Raw genomic sequence first — 24,332 nt, 5'->3', positions numbered from 1 at the left:
CGAACGCCCACCACCACGGCTGTCATCACGACGCTCGTCCCGGCGGAAACCACCACCACGACTGTCGTCACGACGCTCGAACCCACGGCCACCACGATCGTCCCGGTCCGCCCGGTCGACGTCCTGCGCCGCCGGCTGCTCGGGCACGGACACCTCGGCCGCCGCGGCCACCGCCGCCTGCGCCTCGGCCACCGCGGCCTCCGGGTCCTCACCCTGCTCACGAGCGACCCGCGCGACCAGACGGTCGGCCTCCTCGCGCAGCTCGCTCGCACGCCGCTGCGCCCGCTCCAGCTCCTTGGCGAGCTGAGCGACCTCACGCTCGGCCTGCTGCGCGGCACTGCCCACCGACTCGGCCTGAACCTCGGTCATCGACCGGGCACCGGTGATCTCGGCGACCTCCGGGTCGAACGCGCCGGCACCCTGGATGATGTGACGCCCGGCGTCGACGCCCGCGTCCTCCATCAGCCGGAAGATCTGACGCCGCTGATGCGGCAGCGACAGGGACACGACCGTGCCCGTGCGGCCGGCCCGCGCGGTGCGGCCCGCCCGGTGCAGGTAGTCCTTGTGATCACCGGCCGGATCCACGTTCAGCACCAGGTCGATGCCGTCGACGTGAATACCGCGAGCGGCGACGTCCGTCGCGACGAGCGCGTTGACGTAGCCCTTCTTGAAGTCCTCCAGCACACGGGTACGCGCACCCTGCGTCATACCGCCGTGCAGCGCGTCCGCCTTCACACCGGAGTCGCAGAGCTGCTCCGCGATACGGTCCGCGCCCAGCTGGGTGCGGACGAAGATGATCGTGCGGCCCTTGCGGGAGGCGATCGCGGCCGTGACCGGCGCCTTGTCCTTGGGCTTCACGATGAGAATGTGGTGCGACATGGTCGTCACATTGCCCTGGGCGCTGTCGACCTCATGCGTGACCGGGTCGGTCAGGTAGCGCTTGACCAGCGTGGAGATCTCGTTCTCCATCGTGGCCGAGAACAACATCCGCTGGCCGCCGGCCGGAACCTGGTCGAGCAGCTCGGTGACCTCGGGCAGGAAGCCCAGGTCCGACATCTGGTCGGCCTCGTCGAGAACGGCGATCTGCACGTTCTCCAGCGAACAGGCACCACGGTTGATGATGTCGCGCAGTCGGCCCGGCGTGGCGACCAGGACGTCGACGCCCCGCTCCAGGGCGTAGATCTGGTTGCCCATCGACGTACCGCCGCAGACGACCTTCATCTTCAGGCCGAGGACGTCGCCGTAGGGCTGCAACGCATCGGCGACCTGCATGGCCAGCTCACGCGTCGGCGTCAGGATGACCGCACGCGGCTTGTGCTTCTCGGTACGGCCACCGGCCAGCGTGGCCAGAGTCGGCAGACCGAACGACAGAGTCTTGCCGGAGCCCGTGCGGCCACGGCCGAGGATGTCCTTGCCGGCCAGGGCGTCCGGAATGGTCGCGGCCTGGATCGGGAAGGGAGTGGTCACGCCGTTCTGCGCAAGCTTGCGCACAACGCCTTCGGGAAGACCGAGGTCCGCGAACGTGGCCTCGGGGGCGTCCTCGATTGCCTCGTTCTCGGGCACGACGACGTGATCAGTACTGGCGATGGACATGCGAATGCGAAACCTTCCGGAGTCTCAAGTCGGCACGCGCCCGTCAACTCCGTGATTCGCGATTCGCAATACGACCGCCTCAATGCGGTCCACCACGGCAAGGGAGAGTACGCGCCACACGGCGCGCTCTGCAGTGGCGCCGGGCAAGATGGGATCAAACGATCTGCCACCATACGCACTCCGGGCCCCTCAAGGCAAACCGGACCGCGCAGGAGACAGTGGGCGACTGTCCGTCGACCGAACGGCCACCCGAGAGCTGCAACCACCCGCCCACCGGAAATGTTCCCACCCCGGTCCACAGACTCCCCGCCCCCACACCGCATCCCCACCTCACGCCGGCGAACCCGCCTCCGGCGCCGGCTCCCGCTGCGCCAACTGCGGACTCGGCGGCTCATGCGCCGACGACGACGGCTCCGGCGTCGGCTCCGGCGACACCGTCGGCTCCGGCGGCTCCGGCGTCGGCTCCGGCTCGACCGTCCGCGTGGGCGTCGGCGGCACCGGCGGCCTCGGCGAGGGTCGCGACGGCTTCCCCGGCCCGTCACGCCCCGGCGCCGACAGACTCACATCAGCGCTCGGCGACACCTCGGGGGACGCCGACCCCCGCGCCCCGCCCCCCTTGCCCTTCCCGTCCTTCTGGCTCTTGCCACGCCCCCGCTCACCCTCGGCCCCCGCCGCGCCGAACCCGCCGCCGCCCGAAACCGCCGGCCCCCCATCGGGCGCCTCACCACCCGGCCGACCGGCCGAGTGCGACGGCTTGGCACTCCCGCCCACGTCGTCGTCGCCGACACTCATACAGCCGGCGGCAGCGGCGACCGCCACGACCGTGACGGCCAGTCGGACGGGTACGTACAAGGGGCGCACGGGGCCACCTCCGGAAGGCGCGATGGAGTCAACACCTCCAACTCCCCCCGCCCACAAGAGGACACGCGCACCGCATTCACAACCCGGTCACCCGTACCCCAGAGCGTGAAGACGCGCGTCATCAATGCCGAAGTGATGCGCGATCTCATGCACCACAGTGATCTCCGTCTCCGCGACGACATCCTCCCGCGACTCACACATCCGCAACGTCGGATTCCGGTAGATCGTGATCCGATCCGGCAACACACCCGCGTACCACTCACCCCGATCCGTCAACGGAGTCCCCTCGTACAACCCCAACAACTCCGGATCATCCGCCGGCGGCTCGTCCTCGACGAACACCGCGACGTTGTCCATCAACCGCATCAACTCCGGCGGAATCCGGTCCAGCGCCTCGGCGACCAGCTCCTCGAACTCCTCACGCGTCATCTCCAGCACACGCCCATTGTCCGGCACCACCCCACCGCACGAGAGCCCTCCCGCTCCGCATATCCACCCACGCACACGGGCATACGCGACCAATGGCCCGCGTCCCCGCCACAGTCCGGAGCATCCTCAACCCGATCCTCCAGGGCCCACGCGCCCTCACCCGCCACTACCGCTCACGCCAGGCACCCACCACCATCGAACTCGTGGCACAGCCGCACCCCTGGACCCGGGCAGCAGGACTCGTCACCGTCGTCCTCCTCGGCGCCTGGCTGGGACTCCTCGTCGTCGGCAACGTCCGCGTCCCCGTCGGCCCCATGAACACCACCATGACCCTCCGCCCCTCCCTCACCGGCGGCACCAAAATCAACATCTCACCGCTCGGCGACCTCCAGCTCGACAGTCACAACGCCCCCCTCCGCCTCGACGTCAACATCGACCAACTCGACCCCGACCGCTCCCAAGCCCTCGTCGACCACCCCGAACGCCTCTCCGGCCTCCAAGACGAGGTCAACGAAGACGTCGGCCGCGGCACCCTCGACCTAGCCCTCCGCTCCGGCGTCGCCGTCGTCGCCGGAGCCACCGCCCTCGGCCTCGCCGTCTACCGCCGCCCACGCCGCGCCCTCGCCGCCGGCGGCCTCGCCCTCACCCTCCTCGCCGCCTCAGGCACCACCGCCTACGCCACCTGGCGCCCCGACTCCGTCCTGGAACCCAAGTTCTCCGGCCTGCTCACCTCCGCCCCCTCCCTCGTCGGCAACGCCCGCAACATCGTCACCGAATTCGACATCTACCAAAAGGAATTGGCCCGTCTGGTCACCAACGTGACCAAGCTCTACGACGCCACCTCTACACTCCCCGCCTACGCGCCCGACCCCTCCACCATCCGGGTCCTGCACGTCTCCGACATCCACCTCAACCCAGCGAGCTGGAAGATCATCGCCTCACTCGTGGAGCAGTACAAGATCGACGTCATCGTCGACTCCGGCGACACCATGGACCACGGCACAGCCGCCGAAAACGGCTTCCTGGACCCCATCGAAGACCTCGGCGCCCCCTACGTCTGGGTCCGCGGCAACCACGACTCGATGACCACCCAGCGCTACATGCAGAAGCTGAAAAACGTCCACGTCCTGGACGACGCCAAAGCCAAGACGATCAAAGGCCTGCGCTTCGCCGGCATCGGCGACCCCCAGTTCACCCCCGACCGCTCCCAGCAGGCAGGCGCCGAGCAGTCCCAGGAACTCGCCGGCGCCCGACTGGCCACAGCGCTGCGCGACCAGAGCACGGCCGGCACCCCGGTCGACATCGCCGTCGCCCACGAACCCGCCGCCGCCCGCGAAGTCGACGGAGAAGTCCCCCTGGTCCTGGCAGGCCACGTCCACCACGACGAAATGGAGATCCTGCCCTACGGCACCCGCCTCCGCATCGAGGGCTCCACAGGCGGCAGCGGCCTGCGCGCCATCGAGGGCAAGCACCCCGACCCCATCGAGACGTCGATCCTCTACTTCGACCGGGACACCCGCCATCTCCAGGCCTGGGACGAGATCGAACTGGGCGGCCTCGGCCTCACCACAGCCGAGGTCAGCCGCCACATCCCGAAGGAGAACCAGCCCGGCGCGAGCCCGTCCCCCAGCACCCCACCAGAGGGCACTCCGACGGCCTCTCCCTAAACCGTTTTGGCGATAGCTCCCCCCATCCCATATGCTTCTCACGTCCCCGACGCGCTGAGAAGCGCCCAGGCGGGCCGATAGCCCTCATCGTCTAGCGGCCTAGGACGCCGCCCTTTCAAGGCGGTAGCACGGGTTCGAATCCCGTTGGGGGCACGCACCACCCTGTGCGACACTGTCGTACGAAGCTTGGTCCTGTGGAGCAGTTTGGAGTGCTCGCCACCCTGTCAAGGTGGAGGCCGCGGGTTCAAATCCCGTCAGGACCGCTGAGGTTTCACGTGAAACCTTATGGCTGGGTAGCTCAGTTGGTACGAGCGATCGCCTGAAAAGCGATAGGTCGCCGGTTCGACCCCGGCCCCAGCCACAGCGAAGGCCCCGATCCGCGGATCGGGGCTTTGTTGTACGCCGTGATCCCGCCCGAGTACGAGCGTCCGCGTCCGCTGCCGAAGAGATGCGTCTCCCCGGCTCGCAGCTCGCCCCGCCGATGGCTTCGGCGTAAGCGGCGCATCCAGCTCTACGCGATCAGCGTGAGAGCAGGGACGTGCGACTCGGCCCCGCAGACCCAGGTCCACCAGCCGCGATCGGCGATGACGTGGGGCGCGTTCAGGTCCGCCTGCTCAACGAAGCCGCAGTCCTGCAGGAGAACACGGCCTGTGTCGGCCGGTTCCTCTTGTCGATGTGAGGGCAGCGTGAGCACTCCTGGCCGGTGTGGGCCGGGTGGACGTATACCACCGGCACTCCGGCCCTGCGCGCCCTGTATGCGATGAAGGCGCCGAGCTGGGCGAAGGCCCAGGAGTGGATCGTGACGCGTTGGGGCTTCTTCAGCCGTGCCCCTTCGCGGATGCCGCCCAGGTTTTCCAGGGGGATGCCGCGGCCGATGCGTTGGGTCTCCGGCTCCACACGCTTCCGCAGATGTGGGAGACGTGGTCGGCTGCCGCGTTGCTGGCGTGGAGGGTTACCTGTGGTGCCGATGCCTGTTCGGGGGTCGGCAGGAGTTTCGCGGATGACGAGTTTCACGTGCAGGAATGCAGGAGGAGGACGGGGCTGTGTTCAGGTGATCGATCTTCGGTCACTCGATCGAGTGGCTGGTCGGTCGTGAGCTCGCAGGGCGTCTTCGTGTGTGGTCGAAATCCGTTCGCCTCTGTTTTGCGGGGGATGAGATCCTGGATCGCGTATGTCTACGCACTCTGCCTCCGCCCTCGGCGCCCTCGCCCCCCGCCTGTCCGAGCTGTCCCTGCGCGATGCGCATCGGCTCGGGCGCAGGCTCGAAGGTGCGCGCAAGATTCGCAAGCCGGAGGCGCGGGCCGCCGTGCTCGCCGAGATCGAGGCGGAGGTGGGCAGGGCCGAGGAGCGGATGGCCGGGCGGCGTGCTCTTGTGCCGGAGGTCTCGTATCCCGAGCAGTTGCCGGTCAGCCAGAAGAAGAGCGATATCGCGGCGGCGATTCGTGATCATCAGGTCGTGATCGTCGCCGGTGAGACGGGTTCGGGGAAGACGACGCAGATTCCCAAGATCTGTCTGGAGCTCGGTCGGGGTGTGCGCGCCATGATCGGGCATACGCAGCCTCGCAGGATCGCCGCTCGTACGGTGGCCGAGCGGGTTGCCGAGGAATTGGACACGCCGCTCGGTGGGGCCGTGGGCTGGAAGGTCCGTTTTACGGATCAGGTCGATCCGGATGCCACGTTCGTGAAGCTGATGACGGACGGCATCCTGCTCGCGGAGATCCAGACGGATCGGGAGCTGCGCGCTTACGACACGATCATCATCGACGAGGCTCACGAGCGGTCGCTGAACATCGACTTTCTGCTGGGTTATCTGGCTCAGTTGTTGCCGAAGCGGCCTGATCTCAAGGTCGTGATCACGTCGGCGACAATCGATCCTGAGCGCTTTTCTCGGCATTTCGGTGATGCCCCGATCATCGAGGTCAGTGGTCGTACGTATCCGGTGGAGGTTCGTTACCGGCCGCTACTGGAGGAGGAGGGCGACGACGCCGACCGGGATCAGATCACGGCGATCATCGATGCCGTGGAGGAGCTGCAGCGGGAGGGGAAGGGCGACATCCTGGTGTTCCTCTCGGGTGAGCGGGAGATCAGGGACACGGCCGACGCGCTCACCAAGAAGAATTTTCGGTTCACGGAGATTCTGCCGTTGTATGCCCGGTTGTCGCATGCGGAGCAGCATCGTGTGTTTCAGCCGCATTCGGGGCGCAGGATTGTTCTGGCCACGAATGTGGCGGAGACCTCGTTGACGGTTCCGGGTATCAAGTACGTGATCGATCCGGGGTTCGCGCGGATCTCTCGTTACAGTCACCGTACGAAGGTGCAGCGGCTGCCCATCGAGCCGGTCTCGCAGGCCAGCGCCAATCAGCGCAAGGGTCGTTGTGGTCGTACGTCGGACGGTATCTGTATCCGTCTGTACAGCGAGGACGATTTCAACGCGCGTCCGGAGTTCACGGACGCGGAGATCCTCCGGACGAATCTCGCTTCGGTGATCTTGCAGATGACGGCGGCCGGCCTGGGTGACATCGAGAAGTTTCCCTTCATCGATCCGCCGGACCATCGCAACATCCGTGATGGTGTTCAGCTGCTCCAGGAGCTGAACGCTCTCGATCCGGCGCAGAAGGACCCGCGCAAGCGGCTGACGGACACCGGCCGCAAGTTGGCCCAGTTGCCGGTCGATCCGCGGTTGGCGCGGATGGTGCTGGAGGCGGACAGGAACGGTTGTGCGCGTGAGGTGATGGTGATAGCCGCCGCGCTGTCCATTCAGGATCCGCGGGAGCGTCCGGCGGACAAGCAGGCTCAGGCCGACCAGCAGCATGCCCGGTTCAGGGACGAGAGCAGTGATTTCCTGGCTTATCTGAATCTGTGGCGTTATGTCCGTGAGCAGCAGAAGGAGCGGGGTTCGTCGTCCTTCCGCCGGATGTGCAAGCAGGAGTATCTGAATTTCCTTCGCATCCGTGAATGGCAGGACATTTACACGCAGTTGCGCACGGTCGCGAAGCAGATGGGCATCCATCCCAACGAGGACGACGCCCCGGCCGACCGTGTCCATCTCTCCCTGCTGGCCGGCCTGTTGTCGCACATCGGCATGAAGGATGTGAAGGAGGGCGCGAAGAACGAGTACCTGGGGGCGCGCGGTGCCAAGTTCGCGGTCTTCCCCGGTTCGGCGCTCTTCAAGAAGCCGCCGCGTTTCGTGATGTCCGCCGAGCTGGTCGAGACCTCTCGTCTGTGGGCACGCGTCAACGCCAGGATCGAGCCCGAGTGGGTCGAGCCGCTCGCCGCGCACCTGGTCAAGCGCACGTACAGCGAGCCGCACTGGGAGAAGGACCAGGCCGCGGTGATGGCGTACGAGAAGGTGACGCTGTACGGCGTGCCGATCGTGGCGCAGCGGAAGGTCAATTACGGGCGGATCGATCCGGAGATCAGCCGTGAGCTGTTCATCCGGAACGCGTTGGTCGAGGGTGACTGGCGTACGCATCACAAGTTCTTCTCGGACAACCGGCGTCTTTTGACGGAGGTCGAGGAGCTGGAGCACCGGGCCCGGCGCCGGGACATCCTGGTGGATGACGAGACGCTGTTCGACTTCTACGACCAGCGGATTCCCGAGCATGTCGTCTCGGGCGCGCATTTCGACTCGTGGTGGAAGCACAAGCGGCATGAGCAGCCTGATCTTCTCGACTTCGAGCGCGAGATGCTCATCAACGAGAAGGCGGGCGAGGTCACCAAGGCGGACTATCCGGACTCGTGGCGTCAGGGGAATCTGAAGTTCCGGGTGACGTACCAGTTCGAGCCGGGTGCGGACGCCGACGGTGTGACGGTGCACATCCCGTTGCAGGTGCTCAACCAGGTGACGGACGAGGGTTTCGACTGGCAGATTCCGGGCCTGAGGGAGGAGTTGGTCACGGAGTTGATCCGGTCGTTGCCGAAGCCGGTCCGCCGGAACTACGTGCCGGCGCCGAACTTCGCGAGGGCGTTCCTGGACCGGGCCGTCCCGCTTCAGGAGCCCTTGACCACGACCATGGCCCGTGAGCTGAGGCTCATGGTGGGTGTGCCCTTCGAGGCGGACGATTTCGATCTGTCCAAGGTTCCCGACCATCTGAAGGTCACGTTCCGGATCGTTGACGAGCGGCGTCGCAAGCTGGCCGAGGACAAGGATCTGGAGGTGCTGAAGCTGCGGCTGCGCCCGAAGGCCCGTAAGGCCCTTTCGCAGGCGGCCGCGGCGACGGCCGAGCGCTCCGGGGGCGAGTCCTTGGAGCGCTCGGGCCTGACGGACTGGACGATCGGCGCTCTCACCCGGGTCTTCGAGACGCGCCGGGCGGGTCAGCCGGTGAAGGCGTATCCGGCGCTGGTCGACGACGGTGACACGGTGTCCGTGCGGCTGTTCGACACGGAGGCGGAGCAGGCGCTGGCCATGTGGAAGGGCACGCGAAGGCTGATCCTGCGGAACATTCCGGTGAGTCCGGCGAAATTCGCGAGCGACCGCCTGACGAACGCGCAGAAGCTGGCGTTGTCCGCGAATCCCCACGGTTCGATACAGGGTCTGTTCGACGACTGTGCGATGGCCGCCGCCGACAAGCTGATCGGGGACTTCGGGGGGCCGGCGTGGGACGAGGAGTCGTACCGGAAGCTGTTTGACAGGGTGCGTGCCGAGATCGTCGACACGACGGTGCGTACGGTGGGGCAGGTGCAGCAGGTGCTGGCCGCTTGGCAGGCGTGTGAGCGGCGTCTGAAGGCGGTGCGCAGCCCCGCGCTGCTGCCGAACCTCCAGGACGTGCGGGGGCAGTTGGACGCTCTCGTGAAGCCGGGTTTCGTGACGGAGGCGGGGGTGCGGCGCATGCCGGACCTGATGCGCTATCTGGTGGCGGCCGACCGGCGTTTGCAGCAGATGCCGGCAAACGTCCAGCGGGACACGACGCGGATGCAGAAGGTCCACGAGATGCGGGACGAGTACGCCTGGCTGCTGGAGCAGATGCCGCAGGGCCGGCCGGTGCCGTCGTCGGTCCTGGACATCCGCTGGATGATCGAGGAGCTCCGGGTCAGCTATTTCGCTCACGCCTTGGGCACGGCCTACCCGGTTTCCGACAAGCGGATCGTGAAGGCGATCGACGCGGCGGCTCCGTGACGGGGCGGGTACGGGGGGTGAGTTCGCGCCCGGGGCTCACCCTCCTGTAGAGTCTCTTCTCGCAGCGCAACGCACGAATGGCGCCGCGAAACCTGGTCCTGTGGAGCAGTTTGGAGTGCTCGCCACCCTGTCAAGGTGGAGGCCGCGGGTTCAAATCCCGTCAGGACCGCTTGATGAGAGCCCGGATCTTCGGATCCGGGCTCTTTTGTGTGCCCTGCCGTTGGTGTCCGGCTTCTGGGCCGCTCCACGCCGTCTTGACGCCCCTTCATTCCGTCGGTACCCCAGAACCAGGGCCGTTCTCCGTGCGGCCTTGTGGAGGTGGCGTATGGCGGCAGCGGTCAGGCACGAGACGCGGGCTCTGCTTCGCGCGCACTTGGCGGCCGCGTCGTCGTATCGGCACCTCACCCGGCACTGTCCGATCTGCCACCGTCTGCTGCGGCTGGCGATGGAGTCGGCGCCGCGTGCCGCTCAGGGCCCGGCTGCGGCCGGGGAGCACGAGAGGCCGGCTCGCGGGTGATCGACGTGTTGCCCCAACGCCCGCTGGGGCGGGGGTTGCTGGAGCCGGAGGGTTCTCTACCGCACTCGCGGCAGGGCTAACAAGCCGCTTGGTATGTGACGGGTGTCACCGCATGAGTTTTGGAAAGTGCGGTATTTACCTCCCTCCTACAAAGAGTCAATTTTATATGTGCAATTGCACCCTGACCGGGGCGTCCCGCACAGGGGATCCGGCACCCCTCCCCAGGCTCCTACAGGGCCGCTCACAGCAGCGTCGGCGGACCGATCGGGGGCGCACAAAAAAGATCGCGCTGGACCCGGCGGAGTCCAGCGCGATCGACGACGCACCCTTGTATGCCTGGAAAGCTCTGACTGGCGTGGGCGGGGGGCCTGTTGGGGCAGATCCCGCGTCGTGTGGAGCTGTGGTTCCGGACGGCGCGGCCAGTTGGGGGAACCAGCCGGTTTGCCCGGTTATTCAGTTGTTCAGGCCTCGCTGCGCTGCTGCGGGATGCCCGCGAGCAGAGCGCGGACCTCGGCCTCGCGGTAGCGCCGATGCCCGCCGAGCGTGCGGATCGACGTGAGCTTGCCGGCTTTCGCCCACCGCGTGACCGTCTTGGGGTCGACGCGGAACATCGTGGCGACCTCAGCCGGGGTCAGCAGCGGCTCGGCATCAGGGGTGCGAGCGGTCATGAGCGGCCTCCTCGGGAGAACCGAACCTTCTCGGTTCTTTCCTCTAAATTCTGCACCTTGACCCGCGTTGCCCGAAATGGCGGACGCGAGTCGAGTCGGTTATAGGACGAACGGCTTGTCCTCGGCACTACAACTACACCATCCGTCCAGCCGCGTCGGCCAAACCGATGGAATTGCCCCTCCAGGTGTTCATCAGCGACGGAAGCCGATGGACCATGCCATAGCGGACAGTCACACCGCTGTGACGATCAGTCACAGGGCGATCAGGAAGTCACCAGGCCCCCCAAAGCGTGCAATGCTGAGATTCCACCCATAGTGCAGCACCACGGGACGGAAGGAGCCCTCCCCGGACTCCTTGTCCTATTTTGGCATGAGGAGGGGCAAGGGACGCAAGAGCCTCGTACGTGTAGTCCGTCACGCTTGGCCTACTTGAGAGGTCTGCCCGGATCGGTCCCTACGTCCTTTGGTGACGGAGCCTCAGAAGACGCACAGCCGGCTTCAGGAACTTGATGCGAGGACGAAACCCCACATCGGGCGGTTCGTCAAACGTCAGTTCGTTACCGAGGGCGAGCGGTCCGCACGGTCATCAAGGTCAGGGGTCAGTTGGCCGACCGCAGATCCCGCACGGCACGCCACCGCTGCACGAGCCGGGCGTAGGCCTTCCCCGCGGCGGCCCTGTCGCCCCGGCGCAGCGCGGCGATGCCCTGCGCCACGTCCGCGGCGGAGTGGTCGTCCTCCAACGTCCCGGCCGGCACCGCGTGCACCAGGCCGCCGTAGTCCAGCTCCACCAGCGAGCGGGGGTGGAACTCCTCCAGCCAGCGCCCGACGTCCACCAGGCCGTCGATCAAAGGCCCCTCGTCCATGGCCTCCCGCAGGGCGCGCAGGCCCCGGGCCACCCGCCGCCGGGCCTGCACCATCGGGGTGCGGTAGCGCAGCACCGGAGGGCTGTCGCCCGAGGCGCCCTTGTCGTACTCGCGCTCCTCGTCGGAGACCAGCACGAACCAGTTGATCGGCACCTGCCAGGTGGCGGTACGGATCCACGGCCGGGCGTCCGGGTTGATCGACAGCCAGCGCTCGTAGTCCTGAGTCGCCTGGCGCCGCAGGACGGGCGGCAGGACCGCGTCCATGACCGGCGGCGGGAGCTCCTCGGGGAGCTCGTCCAGGGCGAGCCAGCCGCGCAGCCGGGTGCGCCAGGGGCAGACGCAGACGACGCCGTCGACCTCGAGCACGAAGGCGTCCTCGCTCTCGTGCACCGGCACCGCGACCGGCGGGGTGGGAGCCAAGTCGGCCAGGGCCCGGCGCAGTTCGTCCTGGTACGAAGGGCGGTCCGTCCGGCGGGCGTAACGGGCCCACTGGCTGCGCTCCGGCTCGGGGAAGGCGGCCAGCGGTTCGTACACGCGCAGGTAGGTCGCGTAGGGGACGATCAGCGAGGTCACCTTGGGCACGCCTGCTCCCTCCCCCGCGCGCCGCCGCGAAAACCTGCGGAACCCACTCGCGATCGCGCGGGAATCCACGCAAATCGTCGCACGGGTGTACTCCGGTCGGAGGTGATCCTGTGCACGGTGCGGTCAGCGGGCCCACCAGGCTCTAATCTCGTGCCCAACAGCCCCGCCACCCGCACGGGAGCTGGTCTCCGCCCGCCGCACCTACACAGGAGTCACCACCGTGACCGACGTAACCGGCGCACCTGCTGATGTACTGCACACCCTGTTCCACTCGGACCAGGGCGGACATGAGCAAGTCGTGCTCTGCCAGGACCGCGCGAGCGGCCTCAAGGCCGTCATCGCCCTCCACTCCACCGCCCTGGGCCCCGCGCTCGGCGGTACGCGCTTCTACCCGTACGCGAACGAGGCCGAGGCCGTCGCCGACGCGCTGAACCTCGCCCGCGGGATGTCGTACAAGAACGCCATGGCCGGTCTCGACCACGGCGGCGGCAAGGCCGTGATCATCGGCGACCCGGAGAAGATCAAGAGCGAGGAGCTGCTCCTCGCCTACGGCCGGTTCGTGGCCTCGATCGGTGGCCGGTACGTCACCGCCTGCGACGTCGGTACGTATGTCGCCGACATGGACGTCGTGGCCCGTGAGTGCCGCTGGACGACCGGTCGCTCCCCCGAGAACGGCGGCGCCGGGGACTCCTCGGTCCTGACCGCCTACGGCGTCTACCAGGGCATGCGCGCCTCCGCGCAGCACCTGTGGGGCGACCCCTCGCTGCGGGGCAGGCGGGTCGGCATCGCCGGTGTCGGCAAGGTCGGCCACCACCTGGTGGAGCACCTGCGGGCGGAGGGCGCCGAGGTCGTCATCACCGACGTGTGCGAGGACGCCGTGGGGAGGATCCTCGCGGCCCACCCGACGGGCGTGACGGCCGTCGCCGACACCGCCACGCTGATCCGCGCCGAGGGCCTCGACATCTACGCCCCGTGCGCGCTCGGCGGTGCCCTGAACGACGACACCGTGCCCGCGCTGACCGCCCAGGTGGTCTGCGGTGCCGCCAACAACCAGCTCGCCCACCCGGGTGTGGAGAAGGACCTCGCCGACCGCGGGATCCTCTACGCGCCGGACTACGTGGTGAACGCCGGCGGTGTCATCCAGGTCGCCGACGAGTTGCACGGCTTCGACTTCGACCGGTGCAAGGCGAAGGCGTCGAAGATCTTCGACACCACGCTGGCCATATTCGCACGTGCGAAGGAGGACGGGATTCCGCCGGCCGCCGCGGCCGACCGGATCGCCGAGCAGCGGATGCACGACGCGGTCCTGGCCCGCCGGGCCCGCTGACCCCGGTCCGGTGCGGGACCGATCGCGGATGTCTCGCACGTTTGACCGGTACCCGCCGGTGGGCAGTTAGAGAGAACTCTCACTTCTACCGGCGGGTCGACCGCCGATAAGTGGTTAAAATCGCGGTTGACCAGCGAGGACGGGGCGCCTCGAAGGTCCTGGGCGCGGGCACGTCATGCGGGCGACGTACCGTATGGGCGCGGGCTCAGGTACCGTGGAAGCCCTACGGACCGGTCTCTCCGCGGAGAGTCCGTGCCGGACCATGAACGCGTGTCAAGACTCTGGGGCCGTCGAGCCCCGTCGTTGAGGGGGTCGAGCCATGGGGCGCGGCCGGGCCAAGGCCAAGCAGACGAAGGTCGCCCGCCAGCTGAAGTACAACAGCGGTGGGACTGACCTCTCACGCCTGGCCGAGGAGCTGGGTGCATCGCCTTCGAATCCGCAGCCGCCTAACGGCGAGCCGTTCGAGGACGATGATCAGGACGACGACCTGTACGCACGGTACGCCGACCTCTACGAGGACGACGACGACGAGGACGGCCAGTCCTCGCAGCATCGTCGCGGCGCTTGACCTTGCACTGAGCACGTGCCCGGTCGGTGACTTCGGTCACCGACCGGGTTCTGTGCTGCTTGCAGGGTCACGAACCCCGTGCCTCAGCTCGCGTAGTCACCGATCAGGGCGGCACCAGTGGTGTGCTCGCCCCGGTTGGTGATCTCTCCGGCCACCCAGGCGTCCATGCCACGGTCGGCAAGAGTCGTCAGGGCCACGTCCACGGACTCCTGCGGCACGATCGCGATCATGCCGACGCCCATGTTCAGGGTCTTCTCGAGCTCCAGTCGCTCGACGCTGCCGGTACGGCCGACGAGGTCGAAGATCGGGGCCGGCGTCCAGGTGGAGCGGTCCACGACGGCGTGCAGGTCGTCCGGGATGACCCGGGCGAGGTTGGCCGCGAGTCCGCCGCCGGTGACGTGGCTGAAGGCGTGCACCTCGGTGGTGCGCATCAGGGCCAGGCAGTCCAGTGAGTAGATCTTGGTGGGCTCCAGCAGCTCCTCGCCGAGGGTGCGGCCGAGCTCCTCGATGTGCGCGTCCAGGGCCAGGCCGGCCTGGTTCAGCAGGACGTGCCGGACGAGGGAGTATCCGTTCGAGTGAAGACCGGAGGACGCCATGGCGATCACCGCGTCACCCGTCCGGATGCGATCCGCGCCGAGCAGCCGGTCGGCCTCCACAACGCCCGTACCCGCGCCGGCGACGTCGAAGTCGTCCTCGCCCAGCAGGCCCGGGTGCTCGGCCGTCTCGCCGCCGACCAGGGCGCAGCCGGCCAGCACACAGCCCTCGGCGATGCCCTTGACGATGGCGGCGACCCGCTCGGGGTGGACCTTGCCGACGCAGATGTAGTCGGTCATGAAAAGGGGTTCGGCACCGCACACCACGATGTCGTCCATGACCATGGCGACCAGGTCGTGGCCGATGGTGTCGTAGACGCCGAGCCGGCGGGCGATGTCGACCTTGGTGCCGACGCCGTCGGTGGCGGAGGCGAGCAGGGGCCGCTCGTAGTTCTTCAGGGCGGAGGCGTCGAAGAGGCCGGCGAAGCCGCCGAGGCCGCCGAGGACCTCGGGGCGCTGGGCCTTCTTCACCCACTCCTTCATCAGTTCGACGGCGCGGTCGCCCGCTTCGATGTCGACGCCCGCGGCTGCGTAGCTGGCGCCGCCCTCGGCATGGGGTTTCTCGGACATGGCTAAAGAGAACCTTCGTGTCGTACGGCAGGTGTTGCGGGCCGTCTACGGGCGGCGGATCGCGTCGGCTGCGGCCGTGGCGGCGGGGCCGGCGGCCAGTTCCGTCTCCAGCAGCTGCTTGCCGAGCAGCTCGGGGTCCGGGAGCTCCATCGGGTACTCGCCGTCGAAGCAGGCGCGGCACAGGTTCGGCTTGGCGATGGTGGTCGCCTCGATCATGCCGTCGATGGAGATGTAGGCGAGGGAGTCGGCGCCCAGGGAGGTGCCGATCTCGTCGATCGTCATGCCGTTGGCGATGAGCTCGGCGCGGGTGGCGAAGTCGATGCCGAAGAAGCAGGGCCACTTCACGGGCGGCGAGGAGATCCGGATGTGGACCTCGGCGGCGCCCGCCTCGCGGAGCATGCGGACCAGGGCCCGCTGGGTGTTGCCGCGCACGATCGAGTCGTCGACGACGACCAGGCGCTTGCCCTTGATGACTTCCTTCAGCGGGTTCAGCTTCAGGCGGATGCCCAGCTGGCGGATGGTCTGCGAGGGCTGGATGAACGTCCGGCCGACGTAGGCGTTCTTGACGAGGCCGGCGCCGAACGGGATGCCGGAGGCCTCCGCGTAGCCGATCGCCGCGGGTGTGCCGGATTCCGGGGTCGCTATGACCAGGTCGGCCTCGACCGGGGCCTCCTTCGCCAGCTTGCGGCCCATCTCCACGCGGGAGAGGTACACGTTCCGGCCGGCGATGTCGGTGTCCGGGCGGGCCAGGTACACGTACTCGAAGACACAGCCCTTGGGCTTCGCGTCCGCGAATCGGGAGGTGCGCAGGCCGTTCTCGTCGATGGCGACGAACTCGCCCGGCTCGATCTCGCGGACGTAGCTGGCGCCGCAGATGTCGAGGGCGGCGGACTCGGAGGCGATGACCCAGCCGCGCTCCAGGCGGCCGAGGACCAGCGGGCGGATGCCCTGCGGGTCGCGGGCCGCGTACAGGGTGTGCTCGTCCATGAAGACGAGGGAGAAGGCGCCCCGGACCTTCGGGAGGACGCTGTGGGCGGCCTCCTCGATGGTCAGCGGCTTGCCGTCCTCGTCGACCTGGGCCGCGAGGAGCGCGGTGAGCAGGTCGGTGTCGTTGGTCGCCGCGACGCGCGGGGTGCGGCCGCCTTCCTGCTTGGGCAGGTCGGCCACCATCTCGGCGAGCTGGGCGGTGTTGACAAGGTTGCCGTTGTGGCCGAGCGCGATGGATCCGTGCCCGGTGGCACGGAACGTCGGCTGGGCGTTCTCCCAGACGGAGGCGCCGGTGGTCGAGTAGCGGGCGTGTCCGACCGCGATGTGACCCTGGAGCGAGCCGAGGGAGGTTTCGTCGAAGACCTGGGAAACCAGGCCCATGTCCTTGAAGACGAGGATCTGTGAGCCGTTGCTGACCGCGATTCCCGCGGATTCCTGGCCTCGATGCTGGAGGGCGTAGAGCCCGAAGTACGTGAGCTTGGCGACCTCTTCGCCCGGAGCCCAGACACCGAAGACGCCACAAGCGTCCTGGGGGCCCTTCTCACCGGGGAGCAGGTCGTGGTTGAGTCGTCCGTCACCACGTGGCACGCCTCCGAGTGTAGGCGAGGTCGACCACTGGTCCGAATTGGGGATACCGGACTTTCCGGTGGATCACCGCTCGGCGACCGCCTGCACACGCGTGCCGTCTTCGCTGGTCAGCGTGAGGGTTTGGTGATCCACTCGGTACGTCGACTTCCCGTCGAAAAGACGCAGCAGGGTCTTCTCGTCGGCCATGAGTGAGTCTTCGCACATCATTCGGGTCGTGGCAGGGGGGCCGAGGGTGATATGGCCGTCGCGGACCGTGGCGCTGGCGTTCACCTTGTTGCAGCCGAGGCTGCCGGAGACGGTGCCCTTCTTCTCGTCGAAGGTGAGGTGGGCCCGGCCGTCCGCCTTCGGGGTCGTGAAGGTCCATTCGGTGCCGGCCAGCGGGGCGTCCCGCGCCTCGGTCAGACGGACGGTGTCGCCCCGGGTGTTGGTGAGGGTGAGGCGGTCGCCGTCCACCTTCGCCTTCAGCTCCTGGTCCGACAAGACCCGGGCGAGGGTCTTCTCGAACGCCATGGACGTGTTCTCGCAGGCCATCTCGGTGGCCATGGTCTTGCCGAGCCGGACGCGGTCGCCGTCGACGGTGGCCTCGGCGCTGAAGTGGTTGCAGCCGAAGCTGCCCTCGGCCCGGCCCTTCTCGATGGTCATGTGCGCCCCGGCGGGGGCCTGCTGCGTCCGGCCGTTCGCGGTGGCGCTGTCCACGCTCCATCGCACACCGGTGACCGGCCGCTCGGCACCGACCGAGCCGCTGCCGCCGTCCGCCGTCTCACTGCCGCAGGCCGCCATGAGCGGGACGAGCATGGCGGCGGCCGTCAGGGTCATGCGCTGCTTCTGCCTGTCCATGCCACTTCGACGGGCGACCCGGGGGGATCGGTTCCCCTTATGTCATCAGGGGCAGGTAGGCCGACAGGTCCGCCCGCTCTCCGCTCGCGCTGACGTTTGCGTCCTGGAGGGCCTGCGCCCATTCCATCCGCCCGGTCGCCAGCCGGATCCAGGTCAGCGGGTCCGTCTCGACGACGTGGGGCGGGGTGCCCCGGGTGTGCCTCGGCCCCTCCACGCACTGTACGACGGCGTACGGCGGCACCCTCACCTCCGTCGACCCGCCGGGGGCCTTCGCGGCGAGCGCGTCGGCGAGCAGCCGGGTGCAGGCGGCCAGGGCCTGACGGTCGTAGGGGATGTCCAGGCCGGGAACGGCGGCGTTGAGGTCGTCGGTGTGGACGACGAGTTCGACGGTGCGGGTGACGAGGTAGTCGGCGAGGGGCAGGGAGCCGGTGCGGGTGGGCAGCAGGCGGGTGCCGGGGGTGTCGGCCAGGCTCTTGGCGAGGCGCTCCGCGGTGCTCGCGTAGAGGGCGTCGAGGTCGGGGTTGGCATCGGCGAGGCGCCGGGTGTCGTCGGCGATGCCGGGGGCGCGGGCGGCGGTGGCGAAGGGCCAGTCGAGCAGGGCCAGGTCCGCCTTCGCCGGCTCCTCGCGGTCGAGGTTGCGGCTGACGGTCTCCACGGCCATAACCACATGCGCGGCAAGCTCCCGCACCGTCCAGTCGCCGAGCCGGGTGGGCCGGCCCAGCTGCTCCGGGGTGAGCCCCCGGACGGCCTGCCGTACGTTCCCGAACTGGGCGAGCACGGCCGCGCGGATCTTGGCTGGGTCGTAGCTGCGGGTGCGCTTCTTGGCCGGTGGCATGGGAGTCAGCCTAAGCGCGGGCTGTGACAGCCGGAGGCGCCTCGAAGATCTCGCCGTTGCGGGGCACGCCGATGCCCTGCCAGGTGAAGGGGACGCCCCGGGCCGCGTCCGGGTCGGGGTCGTCCATCAGCTGGAAGTGCAGGTGCGGTTCGGAGGAGTTGCCGGAGTTGCCGCAGCGGGCGAGCACCTGCCCGGCCCGCACCCGGTCGCCCTCGCGGACGGTGAGGGAGCCGCGCTGGAGGTGGGCGTAGGCGGCGTGGGTGCCGTCGCCGAGGTCGAGGACGAGGTGGTTGCCGAGGATGCGGTGCACTCCGCACAGCTCGCGCACGGAGCCCTCGACGAGCATCAGGTAGAGCAGCCCGGGCAGCGAGGTGCGGCTGAGGTGGTCGCGCTGACCGTCCGCGGCCCGTACGACCGTGGCGTCGGCGACCGCGAGGATCGGGGCGCCGAAGGCCGGGAAGTCCTGGGGACGGCGGGCGAGCGGCCACAGCCGGCCGGAGGCCGGGCGGGCTCCCGGCTCGGGCTCGGCGAGGATGTCGATGGCGTACGTCTGCCCGTGGGCGTGGACGCCATGGCTCGGGGTTCGCTCGGCCGGGCCGTTCAGCGCGGACCAGCGGCCGGCCACGGGCGGGGCGACCTCCAGGGGCTCAGGGGCGACCCGGGGGTCGTCCGGGGCGCCGCCCCAGCGGTTGGCGACGGTGATGACGACGTACGCGAGAACCAGTACCAGGCAGTTCCACAGGACGTGGTAGCGCCAGTCGAAGCAGACATGGGCCGTGACCAGGCCGATGAAGGCCACTTGAAGGCCCCGGCAGGCCGCCATGCCGAGCTTGCGTGCGGACATTCGGTTCCCCCGGTTCGTTTATGGGCGGGTCGTCGCCAGGGCCACCAGGAGCGGTACCACCCGCGCCGGTGGCACCTCGTGGCGGCCCCGGCCGGTCGTGTGGAGCCAGCCCGTGGCGGTGAGCTGGCGCAGGTGGTGGTAGATCTGGCCGGTCGTGCCGACCTCGTCCAGCTCGGTGAGTTCGGTGGCGGTGCGCCGGCCGCCGAGGATCTCGCGGAGCAGGCGGATCCGGACCGGGTGGCCGAGTGCCGCGAACGACTCGGCGGCCGTCGTCCAGTCGCCCTCCAGCAGGTCCTCCGTGAGGACGGTCATCTGCCAGGAGTACTCCGCGCCCGTCGGCAGCCCCACGGAGCCGGTGTAGAGGACACCGCCGTCGGCCACCCCGGCCTCCGACAGTTGCTCCCTCAGCCCGTTCAAAGCCCAGAAGTCGCCCCCGTCGATGCGGGGCTCGGCGCGCCGGGCGCCTTCCAGCTCCACCAGACGGCGCTCCAGGTCTGTGACGCGCTGTTCCAGGTCCATTCTTCGATATTACGGAACTACGTAATCACGTGCAAGAGCCGGTGCGCGCATCCGCCCGGGCACGGCGAAGCCCCCGCCCGGCGGACCGGGCGAGGGCTTCGGAGCGGTCGCCTACTTCAGCAGGGCCGGGATCGTGCCCTCGTGGGTCTCGCGCAGCTCGGCCAGGGAGAGGGTGAACTCGCCCTGGACGTCCACCGAGTCGCCGTCGACGACACCGATGCGGGTGGCGGGCAGGCCCCGCGCTCCGCACATGTCGTTGAAGCGGAGCTCCTCCGAGCGCGGCACGGCCACGACGGCGCGGCCCGCCGACTCGGAGAACAGGAAGGTGAAGGCGTCCACACCGTCCGGGACGATCAGGCGGGCGCCCTTGTCGCCCAGCAGGGCCGACTCGACGACCGCCTGGATCAGACCGCCGTCGGACAGGTCGTGCGCGGAGTCGATCATGCCGTCGCGGGAGGCGGAGATCAGGATCTCGGCGAGCAGCCGCTCGCGCTCCAGGTCGACCTTCGGAGGCAGACCGCCGAGGTGGTCGTGGATCACCTGCGACCAGGCCGAGCCGCCGAACTCCTCGCGGGTGTCGCCGAGGAGGTAGAGCAGCTGGCCCTCCTCCTGGAAGGCGACCGGGGTGCGGCGGGCCACGTCGTCGATGACGCCGAGCACCGCGACGACCGGGGTCGGGTGGATGGCGGCCTCGCCCGTCTGGTTGTAGAGGGAGACGTTGCCGCCGGTCACCGGGGTGCCGAGCTGCTGGCAGGCGTCGGCCAGACCGCGCACGGCCTCCGCGAACTGCCACATCACCGCCGGGTCCTCGGGCGAGCCGAAGTTCAGGCAGTCGGAGACGGCCAGCGGCTTGGCGCCGGTGGTGGCGACGTTGCGGTACGCCTCCGCCAGTGCGAGCTGGGCGCCGTGGTACGGGTCGAGCTTGGCGTACCGGCCGTTGCCGTCCGTGGCGATGGCCACGCCGAGGCCGGTCTCCTCGTCGATGCGGATCATGCCGGAGTCCTCGGGCTGGGCGAGGACGGTGTTGCCCTGCACGAAGTGGTCGTACTGGCTGGTGATCCAGGACTTGGAGGCCTGGTTCGGGGAGCCGACCAGCTTGAGGACCTGGTCCTTCAGCTCCTCGGAGGTCGCCGGCCGCGGCAGCTTGTTCGCGTCGTCGGCCTGGAGCTCGTCCTGCCAGGAGGGGCGGGCGTAGGGCCGCTCGTAGACCGGGCCCTCGTGGGCGACCGTGCGCGGGTCGACGTCGACGATCTTGCCGCCGTGCCAGTAGATCTCCAGGCGGTCGCCGTCGGTCACCTCACCGATGACGGTGGCGATGACGTCCCACTTCTCGCAGATCTCCAGGAAGCGGTCGACCTTCTCCGGCTCGACGACCGCGCACATGCGTTCCTGCGACTCGCTCATGAGGATCTCCTCGGGCGAGAGCGTGGAGTCGCGCAGCGGCACGTCGTCCAGGGTGACGCGCATGCCGCCGGAGCCGTTGGAGGCGAGCTCGGAGGTGGCGCAGGACAGACCGGCCGCGCCGAGGTCCTGGATGCCGACGACCAGTTTCTCCTTGAAGGCCTCCAGGGTGCACTCGATGAGGAGCTTCTCCTGGAACGGGTCGCCGACCTGCACGGCCGGGCGCTTGGACGGCTTGGCGTCGTCGAAGGTCTCGGAGGCCAGGATGGAGGCGCCGCCGATGCCGTCACCGCCGGTCCGGGCGCCGTACAGGATGACCTTGTTGCCCGCGCCGGACGCCTTGGCGAGGTGGATGTCCTCGTGCCGCATCACGCCGATGGCACCGGCGTTGACCAGCGGGTTGCCCTGGTAGCAGGCGTCGAAGACGACCTCGCCGCCGATGTTGGGCAGACCCAGGCAGTTGCCGTAGCCGCCGATGCCGGCGACGACGCCGGGCAGAACGCGCTTGGTGTCGGGGTGGTCGGCCGCGCCGAAGCGCAGCGGATCGACGACCGCGACCGGGCGGGCGCCCATGGCGATGATGTCGCGGACGATGCCGCCGACACCGGTGGCCGCGCCCTGGTAGGGCTCGACGTACGACGGGTGGTTGTGCGACTCGACCTTGAAGGTGACCGCGTAGCCCTGCCCGACGTCGACCACACCGGCGTTCTCGCCGATGCCGACGAGCATCGCGTCGGACTCGGGGGCCTTCTCGCCGAACTGGCGCAGGTGCACCTTGCTGCTCTTGTACGAGCAGTGCTCCGACCACATCACCGAGTACATGGCGAGCTCGGCCCCGGTGGGCCGGCGGCCGAGGATCTCCACGACCCGCTCGTACTCGTCCTTCTTCAGGCCCAGTTCGGCCCAGGGCAGCTCGACGTCGGGGGTCGCGGCCGCGTGCTCGACCGTGTCCAGAGGCGTCCGGCTCATGCGTTGACCAGCTTCTTGAGGATCGAGGTGAAGAACGGGAGGCCGTCGGTGCGGCCGGTGCCGATCAGCGGCTCGACGGCGTGCTCGGGGTGCGGCATGAGGCCGACCACGTTTCCGGCCTCGTTGGTGACGCCGGCGATGTCCCGCTGGGAGCCGTTGGGGTTGAAGTCCAGGTAGCGGAAGGCGACACGGCCCTCGGCCTCCAGCTCGTCGAGCGTGTACGCGTCGGCGACGTACTGCCCGTCGTTGTTCTTCAGCGGGATGTGGATCTCCTGGCCGGCCGAGTAGTCGGTGGTCCAGGAGGTCTCGGCGTTCTCCACCCGCAGCTTCTGGTCACGGCAGATGAAGTGCAGGTGGTTGTTGCGGAGCATCGTGCCCGGCAGCAGATGGGCCTCGGTGAGGATCTGGAAGCCGTTGCAGATGCCGAGCACCGGAAGACCGGCCTTGGCCTGCTCCAGCAGGGGCTCCATCACCGGCGAGAAACGGGCGATGGCCCCGGCGCGCAGATAGTCGCCGTAGGAGAATCCACCGCACAGCACCACGGCGTCGACCTGCTTGAGGTCTTTGTCCTTGTGCCAGAGGGCGACCGGCTCGGCGCCGGCGACGCGGATCGCGCGCTGGGTGTCGCGGTCGTCCAGACTGCCGGGAAAAGTGACGACGCCAATACGAGCGGTCACTTCACGGCCTCCGCGACTTCCTCGACCCGGACCGTGAAGTCCTCGATCACGGTGTTCGCGAGGAAGGACTCCGCAAGATCATGAATGCGGGCGAGGGCGGCCTCGTCGACCGGCCCGTCAACTTCCAGTTCGAAACGCTTTCCCTGACGGACGTCCGAGATCCCCTCGAATCCCAGCCGCGGCAGTGCGCGCTGCACCGCCTGGCCCTGGGGGTCGAGGATCTCCGGCTTGAGCATGACGTCGACTACGACGCGTGCCACTGGCACTCCCGGTGTGTGGTGCTGAGCAGGTCCCTTCAGACTACCCGCACAAAATTTCTACGCGCGTCGACTTGTAGGAAACTACGTGACCGTCATCACGATCCCGCATCAACGGGACCACATCATCGGGGCACCCGAAATTTTCGGGAAAGATCCCGGATCGACACCCGAAAGCTATTGCGTCCGCCCGTCTCCCACCACCACGCTTCCAGCGAAGTCACTCCGCTCCCTCCTGATTCTGGACACGCGGAAGGATTTAGCCGGGCTTCACAATGTATTGCCAGGCACTGTACAAATGAATTGGCAAAGTGCCGCATGAAGGGACCGATATTCGTGGCGCAGAAGGTCGTGGTCACTCTCTTTGACGACATCGACGGCTCGGAAGCGGCGGAAACGATCGCCTTCGGACTGGACGGCAAGTCGTACGAGATCGACCTGAGTGAAGTCAACGCCGGAGAACTGCGTAGGGCGCTCGCGCCCTACGTGGAGGCCGGGCGCAAGCGGTCCCGCTCGGGCAAGGCGTACCGGCAGACGGAGGTCGCCCCCGACCCGTCGGCCGTGCGCGCCTGGGCCCAGGCCAACAAGATGGACGTCCCCGCGCGCGGACGCATCCCCAAGAAGGTCTACGAAGCGTTCAGCGCCGCGCGGTGACGGCCCGTCGGGCCCCGGCCGATGCCCGGTCACCCGCCCCTCGCGGCAACCGACTTGCGCAGCACCCCGGCTGATCAGCTAGAGTCTGGAGCACGCCGAGGGGCGAGGCCGAGAGGCCCGGCTCACGGAGACATGCGGGTGTAGTTCAGTAGTAGAACATCCCCCTTCCAGGGGGAAGGCGCAGTGTGCGATTCCTGTCACCCGCTCTGCATCGCCGTACCGGTCGCTCATGGGGGTATCCCCTGCCCGAGCTTGTCGAAAGCTCGGGGAGGATCAGGTAGGCTGGTGCCCGCACCGGTCAGTGAAAGCTGATCGGGAGCACATGCGGACGTAGCTCAGTTGGTAGAGCGCAACCTTGCCAAGGTTGAGGTCGCGAGTTCGAACCTCGTCGTCCGCTCGGGAATGAAGAC

At 68.5% G+C, this 24,332-nt stretch carries 20 protein-coding genes and 6 tRNA genes; 12 read left to right on the top strand and 14 right to left on the bottom strand.

Annotated elements, in window-relative coordinates:
• Both ABTX62_RS02265 and ABTX62_RS02260 read right to left on the bottom strand, forming a co-directional pair.
• On the bottom strand, positions 1-1,593 hold a 1,593-nt coding region (locus ABTX62_RS02265), incomplete at its 3' end, for a DEAD/DEAH box helicase (protein WP_352114380.1).
• Positions 1,594-2,541: 948 nt separating this feature from the next.
• Positions 2,542-2,892 (bottom strand): metallopeptidase family protein, encoded by a 351-nt coding sequence (locus tag ABTX62_RS02260; RefSeq protein ID WP_283974205.1) that lies wholly within the window; start codon positions 2,890-2,892, stop codon positions 2,542-2,544.
• Positions 2,893-2,975: 83 nt separating this feature from the next.
• Here ABTX62_RS02260 and ABTX62_RS02255 point away from each other — a divergent pair, with 83 nt between their 5' ends.
• From ABTX62_RS02255 to ABTX62_RS02240, 4 genes are all read left to right on the top strand, one after another.
• Positions 2,976-4,550: a metallophosphoesterase family protein gene (locus ABTX62_RS02255; protein ID WP_352114379.1), complete on the top strand. Its 1,575-nt coding sequence runs from the start codon at positions 2,976-2,978 to the stop codon at positions 4,548-4,550.
• A gap of 80 nt (positions 4,551-4,630) precedes the next feature.
• Positions 4,631-4,703 (top strand) — tRNA-Glu (locus tag ABTX62_RS02250).
• A gap of 35 nt (positions 4,704-4,738) precedes the next feature.
• Positions 4,739-4,813, top strand: a tRNA-Asp gene (locus ABTX62_RS02245).
• Positions 4,814-4,837: 24 nt separating this feature from the next.
• Positions 4,838-4,911 (top strand) — tRNA-Phe (locus ABTX62_RS02240).
• A 239-nt stretch (positions 4,912-5,150) separates the two neighbouring features.
• On the opposite strand, the gene ABTX62_RS02235 is transcribed toward ABTX62_RS02240, so the two are convergent.
• Positions 5,151-5,447, bottom strand: coding sequence for an IS200/IS605 family accessory protein TnpB-related protein (locus ABTX62_RS02235; protein ID WP_352114423.1), 297 nt, complete (start codon positions 5,445-5,447; stop codon positions 5,151-5,153).
• A gap of 274 nt (positions 5,448-5,721) precedes the next feature.
• On the opposite strand from ABTX62_RS02235, the gene hrpA reads away from it, so the two are divergent.
• The 3 genes from hrpA to ABTX62_RS02220 all read left to right on the top strand — a co-directional run bounded on the left by hrpA (position 5,722) and on the right by ABTX62_RS02220 (position 10,183).
• Positions 5,722-9,666: an ATP-dependent RNA helicase HrpA gene (gene hrpA / locus ABTX62_RS02230; protein WP_352114378.1), complete on the top strand. Its 3,945-nt coding sequence runs from the start codon at positions 5,722-5,724 to the stop codon at positions 9,664-9,666.
• Positions 9,667-9,760: 94 nt separating this feature from the next.
• Positions 9,761-9,835 (top strand) — tRNA-Asp (locus ABTX62_RS02225).
• Positions 9,836-9,991: 156 nt separating this feature from the next.
• Complete coding sequence (locus ABTX62_RS02220; RefSeq protein WP_352114377.1) at positions 9,992-10,183, top strand: DUF6274 family protein; 192 nt, start codon at positions 9,992-9,994, stop codon at positions 10,181-10,183.
• A 461-nt stretch (positions 10,184-10,644) separates the two neighbouring features.
• On the opposite strand, the gene bldC is transcribed toward ABTX62_RS02220, so the two are convergent.
• Together bldC and ABTX62_RS02210 are read right to left on the bottom strand one after the other, a co-directional pair.
• Entirely contained in the window at positions 10,645-10,851 is a 207-nt protein-coding gene (gene bldC, locus ABTX62_RS02215) for a developmental transcriptional regulator BldC (RefSeq protein ID WP_003949541.1), read from the bottom strand.
• A 599-nt stretch (positions 10,852-11,450) separates the two neighbouring features.
• Positions 11,451-12,296 carry a DUF8083 family protein gene (locus tag ABTX62_RS02210; protein ID WP_352114376.1) on the bottom strand — a complete coding sequence of 282 codons (846 nt, stop codon included), beginning with the start codon at positions 12,294-12,296 and terminating at the stop codon, positions 11,451-11,453.
• A 220-nt stretch (positions 12,297-12,516) separates the two neighbouring features.
• On the opposite strand from ABTX62_RS02210, the gene ABTX62_RS02205 reads away from it, so the two are divergent.
• Entirely contained in the window at positions 12,517-13,623 is a 1,107-nt protein-coding gene (locus ABTX62_RS02205; protein WP_352114375.1) for a Leu/Phe/Val dehydrogenase, read from the top strand.
• Between the two features lie 319 nt (positions 13,624-13,942).
• A complete protein-coding gene (locus tag ABTX62_RS02200) occupies positions 13,943-14,191 on the top strand; it encodes a DUF3073 domain-containing protein (RefSeq protein ID WP_283974199.1) in 249 nt (82 codons plus the stop codon).
• Between the two features lie 83 nt (positions 14,192-14,274).
• On the opposite strand, the gene purM is transcribed toward ABTX62_RS02200, so the two are convergent.
• The 9 genes from purM to purS all read right to left on the bottom strand — a co-directional run bounded on the left by purM (position 14,275) and on the right by purS (position 23,271).
• On the bottom strand, positions 14,275-15,354 hold the full coding sequence (purM, locus tag ABTX62_RS02195; protein ID WP_352114374.1) for a phosphoribosylformylglycinamidine cyclo-ligase: 1,080 nt from the start codon (positions 15,352-15,354) through the stop codon (positions 14,275-14,277).
• 45 nt (positions 15,355-15,399) lie between these two features.
• A complete protein-coding gene (gene purF, locus ABTX62_RS02190) occupies positions 15,400-16,929 on the bottom strand; it encodes an amidophosphoribosyltransferase (protein ID WP_352114373.1) in 1,530 nt (509 codons plus the stop codon).
• 63 nt (positions 16,930-16,992) lie between these two features.
• On the bottom strand, positions 16,993-17,766 hold the full coding sequence (locus ABTX62_RS02185) for an META domain-containing protein (protein WP_352114372.1): 774 nt from the start codon (positions 17,764-17,766) through the stop codon (positions 16,993-16,995).
• 37 nt (positions 17,767-17,803) lie between these two features.
• Entirely contained in the window at positions 17,804-18,601 is a 798-nt protein-coding gene (locus ABTX62_RS02180) for a maleylpyruvate isomerase family mycothiol-dependent enzyme (protein WP_352114371.1), read from the bottom strand.
• A 10-nt stretch (positions 18,602-18,611) separates the two neighbouring features.
• Positions 18,612-19,445 carry a M23 family metallopeptidase gene (locus ABTX62_RS02175; protein ID WP_352114370.1) on the bottom strand — a complete coding sequence of 278 codons (834 nt, stop codon included), beginning with the start codon at positions 19,443-19,445 and terminating at the stop codon, positions 18,612-18,614.
• 18 nt (positions 19,446-19,463) lie between these two features.
• Complete coding sequence (locus tag ABTX62_RS02170; RefSeq protein WP_352114369.1) at positions 19,464-19,964, bottom strand: ArsR/SmtB family transcription factor; 501 nt, start codon at positions 19,962-19,964, stop codon at positions 19,464-19,466.
• 111 nt (positions 19,965-20,075) lie between these two features.
• Positions 20,076-22,334, bottom strand: coding sequence for a phosphoribosylformylglycinamidine synthase subunit PurL (purL, locus tag ABTX62_RS02165; protein WP_352114368.1), 2,259 nt, complete (start codon positions 22,332-22,334; stop codon positions 20,076-20,078).
• Positions 22,331-23,011 (bottom strand): phosphoribosylformylglycinamidine synthase subunit PurQ, encoded by a 681-nt coding sequence (purQ, locus tag ABTX62_RS02160; protein ID WP_283974191.1) that lies wholly within the window; start codon positions 23,009-23,011, stop codon positions 22,331-22,333. The genes purL and purQ overlap by 4 nt, the downstream gene beginning before the upstream one ends.
• Positions 23,008-23,271: a phosphoribosylformylglycinamidine synthase subunit PurS gene (purS, locus tag ABTX62_RS02155; RefSeq protein ID WP_010045045.1), complete on the bottom strand. Its 264-nt coding sequence runs from the start codon at positions 23,269-23,271 to the stop codon at positions 23,008-23,010. The genes purQ and purS overlap by 4 nt, the downstream gene beginning before the upstream one ends.
• Positions 23,272-23,604: 333 nt before the next feature.
• Between purS and ABTX62_RS02150 the strand changes: the two genes are divergently transcribed.
• The 3 genes from ABTX62_RS02150 to ABTX62_RS02140 all read left to right on the top strand — a co-directional run bounded on the left by ABTX62_RS02150 (position 23,605) and on the right by ABTX62_RS02140 (position 24,319).
• On the top strand, positions 23,605-23,922 hold the full coding sequence (locus tag ABTX62_RS02150) for a histone-like nucleoid-structuring protein Lsr2 (protein WP_352114422.1): 318 nt from the start codon (positions 23,605-23,607) through the stop codon (positions 23,920-23,922).
• A 134-nt stretch (positions 23,923-24,056) separates the two neighbouring features.
• Positions 24,057-24,128: transfer RNA gene (locus ABTX62_RS02145), tRNA-Gly, on the top strand.
• Between the two features lie 118 nt (positions 24,129-24,246).
• Positions 24,247-24,319 (top strand) — tRNA-Gly (locus ABTX62_RS02140).
• Positions 24,320-24,332: the final 13 nt, after the last annotated feature.

The organism is Streptomyces sp. NPDC096046, from assembly GCF_040303285.1.
Classification (GTDB): Bacteria; Actinomycetota; Actinomycetes; order Streptomycetales; family Streptomycetaceae; genus Streptomyces.
Note: the sequence above shows the minus strand (reverse complement) of the source record. Positions and strands in the feature narration are given on the sequence as shown.